This is a genomic window from Synechococcus sp. R50.1, from assembly GCF_047462115.1.
Taxonomy (GTDB): domain Bacteria; phylum Cyanobacteriota; class Cyanobacteriia; order Thermostichales; family Thermostichaceae; genus Thermostichus.
In genome coordinates, this window is record NZ_JANSIN010000008.1 from 69720 (window position 1) to 80089 (window position 10370).

The window sequence follows — 10370 nt, forward strand, 5'->3', positions numbered from 1 at the left end:
CGGAAGATGGAGAATGGCCATCTGGCTGCGCCTCACCTCCCCCTCTTCCCTGCAGCTTGGGCTATATCTGGAGATCCTGCATCGGGACAGAGTCAGCTTCAAGAGATCCCTCAGGTCTTACTGCCCATCTCGGCAGCTTGGATCAAGGCCCTGGCCCGCTGTTGATCCAACTTGGCCTGCAAGCGCTCTTGCTTGTCGCTGCTGGTATTCAAAACTTTGCTGGCTTCATCCAAGAGGGCCTGAGCCGCCGCCTTATCCACTGTTTCGCCCCGCTCGGCTCGGTTAACCAGGACGGTTACCTCGTTGTTTTCGACTTCTGCAAATCCGCCCATGACCGCAATGGCCGACCACTTTCCATCGGCTTTGACCCGCATAACGCCATTGCCGATAGCAGTTAAGAGGGGGGCGTGCCCGGTGAGAATGCCCAATTGGCCCGAAGTGGCAGGGAGGATCACTTCCTCGCTGGGGGCATCCCAAACCGTGCGGTCGGGGGTAATCACACGAACCATCAGCGTCACGACAGATCTCCTGAAAGCTTGAGCACTTTCGCGTCGACGGTGCGGAGCACCCTGGTTTCGATCCTAGCGGATTAGGATCCCTGCAGCTTTGCCTGGTTCCCCTTTTGTCTTTATTCTCTCGGGGCAGCCACACTTAACCTGGACATAACCTTGCCTTTACTTCAGACTGGGAGGCAAGCGCTAAGGTGTTGTCGGGAACACTTATCTCATGCCCCAACCTCAGCATTGACGGCCAGCCCATTGCTGTTGGTTTGCAAGGGGGAGCCCAACGACTGGTGCGCCCAGTTTTCTTAGCGGAGCCAGCCTATGCCTGAAGCGATGCCTAGCCATTTTGCTGCCGGCCTGTCCACACGGGAGCGCCAACTGCTGGAAGACCTCTACCGCAGCCGCAGTTTATCCCCCTACACTCCCGGCCAGGTTATCCCTTTGTTTCCTGATGAATGGGTGATCGTCTGTCGGGGGGTGGTGCAGTTGACCACCCTCTATCCCAACGGTGGTGAGGCGCTGTTGGGGTTTGCCGGCCCTTCCATGCCCCTGGGATCCCCGCTGACGATGTTGGATCCCTACCAAGCCACGGCTTTGACGGCAGTTGATGTGCTGCGGCTGCCGGCAGCAGAAGTGGAAGCCTCAGAGATCCTGAGTCAAGGGCTGCTCAAGCAGGTGGTGCGTCGGCTGCGCCAAACCGAAGCATTGCTCGCCTTGGCCGGACGGCGGCGGGTGGAGGATCGGCTGCGCCAGTTGCTCTCCCTTTTGGCTGGGGAGCTGGGATCCCCAGTTGCGACAGGGGTTCGCATTCAGGTGCGCCTTACCCACCAGGACTTGGCCAATGCCATCGGCACCACCCGGGTCACCATTACCCGTCTCCTGAACCGTTTTCGCCAGCAGGGCTGGATTGCGGTGGACAAAAACCGTCACCTTGTTATCAAACTCGCCCCCGCTCCGTGAAGCTAGTAGAAAGCCAGTAGAAGCTGAATAAGATCTGCTTCTAGGGCATGGCTAAAAGCTGGCAGTTTTTTGTTCGGAGTTGTAGTCGTTGCAGGTTAGAGTGAGATGCCTGGGCCATTGAGAAAAGACTTTGGCCGCGTGCATTATTGCTCCGCAACGCTGACGCGACCAATGTTTTGGGTGTGGGTGTAGTGCCCTAGTTTGAATCGAAATCAAGGTTTATCCCTAGTTCTTCGACTGGAATCTTCATCAGTGGCAGCCTCAAGCATGGCCTTGTAACTGTTGGATGAGCCAGCTAGCAGCAGCAGTGTTGGTTTGGGTGGCAAGTCGTTCCAGGGCTTGTTCAAGAAGAGCTATTTCTAAGCCTGTCAGCATTTCTAAGCCTGTCAGCACCTGTGACTGGGAGATTGCCCTATAACGCCCCCCCTCAGCTAGCCCAAAGGCAAAGACGCGGCGCCCTTTGACGTCTATCACCCAATACTCGGGAATACCCAAGCTGGCGTAAAGTTGCTTTTGCTCATCCAGGTCAATGCTGAGGGTAGTATCGGCAATTTCGCCCACCAAGTCAGGCGCTCGTTGGTAGCGCAGATCAATCCGCCGCGGTTCACCGGACTGGTACTTGGGGATGTTATCGCCTTTGTAGAGCACCAGATCGGGGGCACAAGCATGGGTCTCGGGGCGTTCGATCAGACAGCGACCATAAGACTGCAAGGGGACATCGGGGTGGAGAAAGGTCCATGCGAAAAAAATTGCCGTCATGAAATCGCTGACGGAGGCATGCTCTGGCCCTTCTTTGCCCATGTTGACCCACAACCAGCCCTGATAAAAGGAAAGTTTCTGCCAATCCACAGCGGGATGGTCGCGGATAGCCACGTAGTCCTGCCAGGTGGCGCTGTGGCGCTCGAGGATAGGGGGGGTTGAGGTTTTTAGGGAGATGACAGTCATATCAATCTTGGTTCTTAAGCCCGGCTTTGCAACTGTTGGAGGAGCCAGTTGGCAGCAGCGGTGTTGGTCTCCTCGGCCAGCCGCTCCAGGGCTTGCTCGAGAAGGTCTATCTTCAGACCTGAGAGCACCTGTGACTGGGCAATGGCCCGATACTGGCCCCCCTCAGCTAGCCCAAAGGCAAAGACGCGGCGCCCTTTGACGTCTATCACCCAATACTCGGGAATACCCAAGCTGGCGTAAAGTTGCTTTTGCTCATCCAGATCAATGCTGAGGGTAGTATCGGCAATTTCGCCCACCAAGTCAGGCGCCCGTTGGTAGCGCAGATCAATCCGCCGCGGTTCACCGGGCTGGTACTTGGGGATGTTATCGCCTTTGTAGAGCACCAGATCGGGGGCGCAGGCATGGGTCTCGGGGCGTTCGATCAGACAGCGACCACAAGACTGCAAGGGGACATCGGGGTGGAGAAAGGCCCAAAAACCAAAGACGATGGTGATGAAATCGCTGACGGAGGCATGCTCTGGCCCTTCTTTGCCCATGTTGACCCACAACCAGCCCTGATAAAAGGAAAGTTTCTGCCAATCCACAGCGGGATGGTCGCGGATGGCCACGTAGTCTTGCCAGGTGGCGCTGTGGCGCTCAAGGATGGGTTGGGTGGCCGGTTTTAAGGAAAGGGTCATTGGTCGCACTGGCGAAGCGTAGCTCTATCACCCCTTAGCAAAAATGAGATGGGGGAGTTCATCTCTTCTCTTCAATCCTAATGGTTTCAATGGCCAGCCAGTTTTGGCGAAAGCCTTTCACAAAGCAGGCCGTAGGTCTATAGGGCAATGAACCACAGACCTTTGCCTGGATCCCTAGACCGGCAGCGGGGCTTTGCGCCAAGCCTTGGGCTGCTGGAACCTGTGCAGATCTCGGATCAGCCGCACCCAGCTATCGGACATGGACTCCACCAAAACTTTGCCTTTCTCCGGCGTGGCGGCAGTGGCATCGCCCAAAACTCCGCTCTGGGTGAGGTCGCGAGTTGCCCAAGCGAAAGGGATCCGCCCTTCCATGCTGAGCAAGCTGTTTTCCGGCAGATCGTGGGGATATTCGCAGACCAATCGGTCGGTTCGCACCGTATCGGGCAAAAGGTGCATCAGCATACTGGTCTCCCCATCGCCGGCGTGAATACCCAATTCCCGCTCTTTCTCGGTAAACAGCTCTCGCCCTTCGTGGGGAACCCGCCAGACGGACACCGGGAACAGCATGAAATCTTCATACTTCTGGTGAAGATCGCGGGCGACAATCTCCAGCACCTGTGGCTGGCCGCCGTGGGAATTGAGGAATACCAGCTTGCGAAACCCAGCTCGGTAGATGCTCTCTGCCACTTCCGTCAGCACCGCCATCAGGGTTTGGGCCGAGAGGGTAATGGTGCCGGGGAAATGCCAGTGCTCGTTGGCTTTGCCGTAGCATTGGGTGGGCAAAACATAGGCCGGGATCTCAGGCTCCAGCTTCTCCATGGCGCGCCCGATGACCGCCGTGCCGATGCAGGCATCCACCACCAGGGGCAGGTGGGGCCCGTGTTGCTCAATCGAGGCAACCGGCTGGATGATCACCACGTTCTCTTTATCGGGCATGGCCTGGATCTCTGTCCAGGTCAGGTAGGGGAAAAAGCGGTGGGGCGGGACAAAAGTGTGCATCATGGCGGGATCCGTCCAAGTCTGATCAGAAAGCTACCTAGCACCATGCCACAAGATCGGGTTCACGAAATGTCCGCAAAGACGGGATCCCCGGCCAACCCGCCTGCCAAAGAAAAGTAAGGAGGCCATCGATTAGGATCAGTACAGTCCATATCGTCTTCAGTTAACGATTGCATGACCCTGTTGCCTCGTTTGCCCGCCCGATGTGGCTCTGTGGAGAATATCCCTTCCAGAAGCCGCCCTTTGCCTGCCCCGGTGGAGGTGGGCAGCACTCCACCCTCACCCCGTCCCATCCTCGCCCTGCCAGGGCCGCAAGCCACCCTCTATGTGGAGCTGATTCAGGCTTCTCTCCACAATCTTGCGGCGGGATCCCCAGCATTGCTCTGGGTGCGACCTCTCTTGCTCAGGCAGGGATCCCAAGTCTTGAACCTGCGGGCCACCTCGGATTTGCTCTGGCCTGCTGCCGGCTTTGTCCCGGCCTATGCGGAGGAGGTGTTGCCCCTTTTGGAGCAGGCAAGGGATCCCGCTCCCCACGAGCCCTCTGCCCGACAGCAGTTGCAGGCCTTTCTGCGACAAGTTTGGCGAGGCTAGGCTTCCCCGGAATGGCCAAGGGAGGCGGCCAACCTCTGCAAAGCCGATTCCAACATCACCAGAGCCTCGTCGATTTCCGCCGGGGTGACGATCAAGGGGGGCACCAAGCGCACCACCTGGGATCCTGCCGGCACCAACAACAGCCCGCAGTCCATCGCCGCCTTGACCGCTTCAGCCGCCGGGATGCGCACCACCAAACCCTGAATCAGGCCCCAGCCCCGCACTTGCTCAACGAGCTGTGGAAACTGCTCCGCCAGGCGGGACAGCCCCTGACGCAGATACATCCCCGTCTGCTGGGCATTCCAAACCAAACTCTCTGACATCAGCGTGCGGCAAACCGCCAGACCCACCGCACAAGCCAAGGGGTTGCCCCCAAAGGTGCTGGCGTGATCCCCCGGCTGAAACACGGCGCAAAAGTCTTTCGCCAACAAGGCCCCGATGGGGATCCCACCGGCCAGGCCCTTGGCCAAGGTGAACACATCCGGCTCCACCCCCAGGTTACAGTGGCCCCACAGCATGCCGGTACGGCCCATGCCCACCTGCACCTCATCCAACATCAGCAGAACGCCCCGCTCGCTGCAGATCCGGCGCAACCATTGAAAATAGGCGGGATCCCCCGGGACAACCCCCCCTTCCCCCTGCAACGGCTCCAACAGCACGGCACACACCCGCTCGCCCCAGCGATCCAACACTGCTGCTGTGCCCTCGATGTCATTGTAGGGAACGTAATCAAAGCCGGGCACCAGAGGGGCAAAGTCTTTCTGGTATTTCGGCTGGCCGGTGGCGGTAACGGTGGCCAGGGTGCGGCCATGGAAGCTGGCATGGGCGGTGAGGATCACCGGATCTGAGATCCCGCGCACCGCGTGGGCATACTTGCGGGCCAGCTTGATGGCTCCTTCATTGGCTTCCGCCCCTGAGTTGCAGAAAAACACTTTGTCGGCACAGGAGTGCTGGGTCAGCCATTGGGCCAGTTGCGCCTGCGGCTGGTTGTAGTAAAGGTTGGAAACATGATGCAACTGTTGCGCCTGCTCGGTGAGCGCCTGAATCCACACCGGGTGGGCATGCCCCAGAGTACAGGTAGCAATGCCGGCCACAAAATCCAGGTACTCCCGCCCCTGCTCATCCCAAACTCGACACCCCTGCCCGCGCACCAAGGTCAGGGGATAGCGCCCATAGGTGGCCATCACATGCTCGGCAAACAGCTCGGCAGTTGTCGGGGATCCCGAGGGGGCACTGGCAAGAGGCGAAGTTAGAGGAGACATGGCCGGTAAAAGATTGCTGTCGTGTTGGCGGCGCGGAGCGCTTTGGGGCTGACGCAAGCCGTGTTTCGAGTGTACCACCCTGCTTTGGAGATGATATTCTGGCGGGGCCAAAGATTCAGGGATCTCTACGAACCGATGTCGCGGCGGGGGGTAACGGTCTGGTTTACGGGATTGAGCGGGGCGGGCAAAACCACCCTGAGCTGCGGCGTGGCCCAGCAGTTGCGCGCTTGGGGGCTGCCGGTGGAAGTGCTCGATGGGGACCTGGTGCGGCAACATCTCACCAAGGGTCTGGGCTTCAGCAAAGTGGATCGGGAGGAGAACATTCGCCGCATCGGCTTTGTGGCGGAGATGCTGACTCGGCACGGGGTGATTGTGCTGGTGTCGGCTATTTCCCCTTATCGGGCGGTGCGGCAGGAGGTACGGCGATATATTGGCAGCTTCATCGAGGTCTTTGTGGATGCCCCTTTGGAGGTGTGCGAACGCCGGGATGTGAAGGGCCTCTATCGAAAGGCGCGGGCAGGCTTAATCCAGAACTTTACCGGCATCGACGATCCCTACGAGCCGCCGGAACAGCCGGAGGTGGTGTGCAAAACTGCCGAGCAAAGCATCTCCGAATGTATTGACCTGGTGATACAAAGCCTAAAAAGCAGAGGTTATGTCTAACAGGCCCACTGCTCTTACGTTGCCCGTAGAGGGTGGGCTTCCCCCCGGAGTAGCTGCAAAGAACCTAGAATTAAGAAAGGCTTACAAGCAACTCCTATGGCTTCGACATCGGTATCGGCCACTCCCATTTCGGCGCGGTGGATCTGGCGAGGGCAGTCAGTTCATTACGTCAAACAGGGTGAGCAGGGGCAGCCTCTGCTTCTGGTACACGGCTTTGGGGCCTCTACCGACCACTGGCGCAAGAACATTCCCGAATTGGCTCAACATTATCAGGTGTATGCCATTGATTTGCTGGGTTTCGGTCGCTCTGCCAAGCCCAACTGGGACTACCGCACCGAAATCTGGCGGGATCAACTGCGGGACTTTTGCCAACAGGTAATCCGTCGGCCTGTGGTGGGGATCGGCAACTCCCTGGGCGGCTATGTGGTGCTCAGTTTTGCGGCGGAGTGGCCGGAGTGGGTGCGGGGCGTGGTGCTTTTGAATGGGGCAGGTGGGTTTTCCACGCTCAAGGGATCCCCGACCGGATGGCGGCAATGGATAGGCGGATTGGTGGGCTGGGGCCTGCGCCAGCGCCTGGTGTCTTACCTGCTGTTTCAGTATTTGCGGCAGCCGCACGTGATCCGAGCCAAGCTGAAGCAGGTTTACTACGACCCGGCAGCCGTGACCGATCAGCTGGTCGAGGACATTCATCGCCCCACCCAGGATCCGGGTGCTGCCGATGTGTTTGTGGCCTTGATGCGAGGCGGCCAGAAGGGACGCTATGTAGATGAGCTGCTGCGCAGCCTGGTGCGCCCGCTGTTGTTGATCTGGGGAGAGCGGGATCCCTGGATGCGGGCGCGGGAACGCTCTAAGCTCTACCGGGCCCACTACCCTCAAGCGATGGAATACTTCCTGGAGGCTGGCCACTGCCCCCACGATGAGCGTCCAGAACAGGTCAATGCCCTGATCCACCAGTGGATCGAGACAGGAATCCCGGCCACCACTTCTCCCCCCATTTCCAAAGCTGCCCCTGCATCAGAACTCCATCCTTAGGCGGCCAGTCTAGCTTGGGTCGTCCAACGATTCCCCCTGGGGATCCCCTTCTAGGCCGATGGTGTACTTAGACCATTCTCGGTGGGAACCACTGCCGACGGCTTTGGAGATTTCAAAGTAGAGGGTGCTGTGGGGACGGCGGGGTTGGCGCAACAGGGGCATACCGGCTTCGCGGGGGGTGCGGTTCCCTTTTTTCACGTTGCAGCGCACACAGGCACTGACCACATTTTCCCAAGTATCTCCGCCGCCACGGGAGCGAGGGATCACGTGATCCAGGGTGAGATCTTCGCCGAAGCAGCCGCAGTACTGACAACGGTGCCCATCCCGGTAGAGGACGTTGCGGCGCGTGAGCGGGATCTCCTTATGGGGAACGTGGACATAGTGGCGCAGGCGAATGACGGTGGGCAAAGGAATGTTGCCGTACACCACTCGGCCATTGTGCTCAATTTGCTCGGCCTTGCCCTTGAGCAAAAGAACGACCGCCCTGCGCCAACTGGTGATGTTGAGCGGCTCGTAGGAGGCATTCAAAACCAAAACTTTGCCCATAGTGCTACGCACCGCTGACGGGATCCCTAACCCAAGCCGGGAGGCACCAGCCCCCTGAAGTTATGCAAAATGTTAACACAGCTTCAGATTCGGGCAGTAGGAGCCCTGTGCTCCAGGAGATAGTTGCGGCTGCTGCAAGGGCGCTACTCTGGAGAGGATCCGTCGGCAGGGGCGTGTTCAATCCCCGTGGGGTTTCCCGAAGAGGCTGAATTTTATTGAGGTGATGAAGCTGGAACTGAAATCTTCAACTCAACGGCAGGATCTGCCCCAAAAGAGAAACCCAGGCGAGGGATCCCGCTGGCTGATGGGTCTAGCCATCCTGCTGCTCTGTCTGGGGTCCCCCAACCGCTGGTGGCACTGGTTTCCGGGGGCGCTGCTGGGCCTAGCCCCGCTGTTTGACCTGTGCGAACAACGGCAAGGGTGGGCGCGGTGGCGTTTGGCCTATGGCCTCTGGTTTTGGGTGTGCCTGTACGCCTTCTGGGTGGATCCCTTCTCGGTTGAGGTGTTGAGCGCCTGGGAGATCCTAGGGGGCGTGGTGGTGGCTCCCCTGATCCCCCTCTTTTTCACCACCGCTACGCTCCTCAGTTTGGAGCTGAGCCGCCCCCTGCCGGCTTGGGCACGTCCGCTGGGCTTGGCCACGGTCTGGACAGGCTTGGATGGGCTGTTGGGCTTGCTCTGGTGGCCCATCCCTTTCCACTGGGGATCCTTGCTGTTCGACTGGCCCCTCGGGATCCAAGTAGCCGATGTTACGGGGATCTGGGGGGTTACCTTTTTTGCCGTGTTCGTCAATGGGGTTCTTTGGCAGATGGCCAGGCAGATTTCCAGCCGGTGGCAGACGGCTAGGGGATCCCTGAGAAACGCTTTGGGTGAGATGCTCAAGAACAGAGATTTCTGGAGTACGCTCGCCTGCGGCCTGGGGCTGACAGGGCTGGTCTTGGCTTATGGAAGCGTGCGCCTGGCTTACTTCGATGCCTTGGCCGTCGAAAACAGGGATCCTGACTTTCGGGTAGCGGCAGTGCAGCAGGTGGCTTGGCTGGAAGCCGATCGCAGTTGGGACTACCGCATGGAGCGCTACCGGGAGCTGCATCAGCTTTCTGCCCAGGGGGTGGCTGCCGGGGCGCAGTTGGTGATTTGGCCGGAGGGGGCGCTGCGGGCACGGCTGCTGAATACCGGCCTAGAGCCTTACGTGATCGAGCCGATGCAAGCGATTCTGCCACCGGAAGGCGCTTTGATTACGGGGGCAACAGAGCCGGATCCCCGCACAGCCCATTTGCCGGAAGAGCAGCAGCGATTTTTTAATACGGCCCTGTTGTTTGACGCCCAGGGCAACTTGCTGGATGGGTTTGGCAAGCAGTGGATCTTTCCCTATTTCGAGTCGGGGCGCTATGTGCCCTCGCCGGATGGCTACCGACCTTTGGCCGGGGGGGAGCTTTTCGGGCCTTTGGGGGTGATGATCTGCTTGGAGAGCGTGTTGCCTGCGCCCAGCCGAACTTTGACTCGTCGCGGTGCCGAGTCTTTGATCGTAATTTCGGATGATAGCTGGTTTGGTAATAGCCACTGGCCGATGCTGCATGGCAAACTCTCGGTTTTTCGGGCTGTGGAAAATCGGCGTAGCGTGGTGTTTGTCAACAACACCGGCGGCAATTTGGTGGTGGATCCCTCAGGTCGGCTCCAGCAGGTCGGCCCCATCTTTCAGCGGGGGGTGATCACGGGAGAGGTGAGGCGGCGCTCTGAGACAACTTTCTACAATCGCGCAGGGGATTGGCTGGCGTGGCTAACGTTGGGGCTGTCTTTGGGGCTATGGCGTTGGGGATCCCGAGTGAGGCAAGGATGAGTTAGGATCAGTAAACCTGCCCAGGATCAAGATTGGGATTGCTTGCTCCGGAGCGGCGGGTTCCCCTATCGAATCAACCGTTGCTGATGTAGCTCAGTTGGTAGAGCAGCTCACTCGTAATGAGCAGGTCGTCGGTTCGAGTCCGATCATCAGCTTTCTGGAATTGAACACCTTGGAGTCCCTCACACTCCTGCTCTAATTCATTGCTCGCCCACTATTGTTGATTTTGTTTTCACTGATTAACTCTTGATTGCTATAGCAGCAGTTATAGCCGTTTTAGCCTAGGTCGTGTTGATCTTATGTTAGGATAGAGAGAATAATTTATAGAGGAAAGAGGATGAAGTTGGTTTTTTTAGAT

At 58.7% G+C, this 10370-nt stretch carries 11 protein-coding genes and 1 tRNA gene; 6 read left to right on the forward strand and 6 right to left on the reverse strand.

Going from position 1 to position 10370, the window contains the following annotated elements; all coding sequences use genetic code 11:
* Positions 1 to 110: 110 nt before the first annotated feature.
* Complete coding sequence (gene atpC, locus NW870_RS03975) at positions 111 to 518, reverse strand: ATP synthase F1 subunit epsilon (RefSeq protein WP_414355851.1); 408 nt, start codon at positions 516 to 518, stop codon at positions 111 to 113.
* A 306-nt stretch (positions 519 to 824) separates the two neighbouring features.
* Between atpC and NW870_RS03980 the strand changes: the two genes are divergently transcribed.
* A complete protein-coding gene (locus NW870_RS03980; protein ID WP_414355850.1) occupies positions 825 to 1463 on the forward strand; it encodes a Crp/Fnr family transcriptional regulator in 639 nt (212 codons plus the stop codon).
* 261 nt (positions 1464 to 1724) lie between these two features.
* On the opposite strand, the gene NW870_RS03985 is transcribed toward NW870_RS03980, so the two are convergent.
* The 3 genes from NW870_RS03985 to NW870_RS03995 form a co-directional block, all read right to left on the reverse strand.
* On the reverse strand, positions 1725 to 2408 hold the full coding sequence (locus NW870_RS03985; protein ID WP_414355849.1) for a Uma2 family endonuclease: 684 nt from the start codon (positions 2406 to 2408) through the stop codon (positions 1725 to 1727).
* Between the two features lie 14 nt (positions 2409 to 2422).
* Positions 2423 to 3085 (reverse strand): Uma2 family endonuclease, encoded by a 663-nt coding sequence (locus tag NW870_RS03990; protein ID WP_414355848.1) that lies wholly within the window; start codon positions 3083 to 3085, stop codon positions 2423 to 2425.
* 174 nt (positions 3086 to 3259) lie between these two features.
* Entirely contained in the window at positions 3260 to 4084 is an 825-nt protein-coding gene (locus NW870_RS03995; protein WP_414355886.1) for a creatininase family protein, read from the reverse strand.
* 174 nt (positions 4085 to 4258) lie between these two features.
* On the opposite strand from NW870_RS03995, the gene NW870_RS04000 reads away from it, so the two are divergent.
* A complete protein-coding gene (locus NW870_RS04000) occupies positions 4259 to 4675 on the forward strand; it encodes a hypothetical protein (protein WP_414355847.1) in 417 nt (138 codons plus the stop codon).
* On the opposite strand, the gene NW870_RS04005 is transcribed toward NW870_RS04000, so the two are convergent.
* Positions 4672 to 5937 carry an aspartate aminotransferase family protein gene (locus NW870_RS04005; RefSeq protein ID WP_414355846.1) on the reverse strand — a complete coding sequence of 422 codons (1266 nt, stop codon included), beginning with the start codon at positions 5935 to 5937 and terminating at the stop codon, positions 4672 to 4674. The two genes, NW870_RS04000 and NW870_RS04005, sit on opposite strands and share 4 nt — an antisense overlap.
* Before the next feature lie 135 nt (positions 5938 to 6072).
* Here NW870_RS04005 and cysC point away from each other — a divergent pair, with 135 nt between their 5' ends.
* Together cysC and NW870_RS04015 are read left to right on the forward strand one after the other, a co-directional pair.
* Entirely contained in the window at positions 6073 to 6600 is a 528-nt protein-coding gene (gene cysC / locus NW870_RS04010) for an adenylyl-sulfate kinase (RefSeq protein ID WP_414355885.1), read from the forward strand.
* 96 nt (positions 6601 to 6696) lie between these two features.
* On the forward strand, positions 6697 to 7632 hold the full coding sequence (locus NW870_RS04015) for an alpha/beta fold hydrolase (protein ID WP_414355845.1): 936 nt from the start codon (positions 6697 to 6699) through the stop codon (positions 7630 to 7632).
* Between the two features lie 9 nt (positions 7633 to 7641).
* On the opposite strand, the gene NW870_RS04020 is transcribed toward NW870_RS04015, so the two are convergent.
* Positions 7642 to 8178 (reverse strand): HNH endonuclease, encoded by a 537-nt coding sequence (locus NW870_RS04020; protein WP_414355844.1) that lies wholly within the window; start codon positions 8176 to 8178, stop codon positions 7642 to 7644.
* A 223-nt stretch (positions 8179 to 8401) separates the two neighbouring features.
* On the opposite strand from NW870_RS04020, the gene NW870_RS04025 reads away from it, so the two are divergent.
* Together NW870_RS04025 and NW870_RS04030 are read left to right on the forward strand one after the other, a co-directional pair.
* The gene (locus NW870_RS04025) at positions 8402 to 10012 is read left to right on the forward strand and encodes an apolipoprotein N-acyltransferase (protein WP_414374013.1); all 1611 of its coding nucleotides are present in this window, start codon (positions 8402 to 8404) and stop codon (positions 10010 to 10012) included.
* Between the two features lie 82 nt (positions 10013 to 10094).
* A tRNA-Thr gene (locus tag NW870_RS04030) sits at positions 10095 to 10167 on the forward strand.
* The last annotated feature ends 203 nt before the right edge of the window (positions 10168 to 10370 follow it).

What these genes read in the sequence shown, in the direction of transcription:
- NW870_RS03980 (WP_414355850.1), top strand. Translation starts at nt 825, where the DNA reads ATGCCTGAAGCGATGCCTAGCCATTTTGCTGCCGGCCTGTCCACACGG.
- NW870_RS03985 (WP_414355849.1), bottom strand. Translation starts at nt 2,408, where the DNA reads ATGACTGTCATCTCCCTAAAAACCTCAACCCCCCCTATCCTCGAGCGC.
- NW870_RS03990 (WP_414355848.1), bottom strand. Translation starts at nt 3,085, where the DNA reads ATGACCCTTTCCTTAAAACCGGCCACCCAACCCATCCTTGAGCGCCAC.
- NW870_RS03995 (WP_414355886.1), bottom strand. Translation starts at nt 4,084, where the DNA reads ATGCACACTTTTGTCCCGCCCCACCGCTTTTTCCCCTACCTGACCTGG.
- NW870_RS04000 (WP_414355847.1), top strand. Translation starts at nt 4,259, where the DNA reads ATGACCCTGTTGCCTCGTTTGCCCGCCCGATGTGGCTCTGTGGAGAAT.
- NW870_RS04005 (WP_414355846.1), bottom strand. Translation starts at nt 5,937, where the DNA reads ATGTCTCCTCTAACTTCGCCTCTTGCCAGTGCCCCCTCGGGATCCCCG.
- cysC (WP_414355885.1), top strand. Translation starts at nt 6,073, where the DNA reads ATGTCGCGGCGGGGGGTAACGGTCTGGTTTACGGGATTGAGCGGGGCG.
- NW870_RS04015 (WP_414355845.1), top strand. Translation starts at nt 6,697, where the DNA reads ATGGCTTCGACATCGGTATCGGCCACTCCCATTTCGGCGCGGTGGATC.
- NW870_RS04020 (WP_414355844.1), bottom strand. Translation starts at nt 8,178, where the DNA reads ATGGGCAAAGTTTTGGTTTTGAATGCCTCCTACGAGCCGCTCAACATC.
- NW870_RS04025 (WP_414374013.1), top strand. Translation starts at nt 8,402, where the DNA reads ATGAAGCTGGAACTGAAATCTTCAACTCAACGGCAGGATCTGCCCCAA.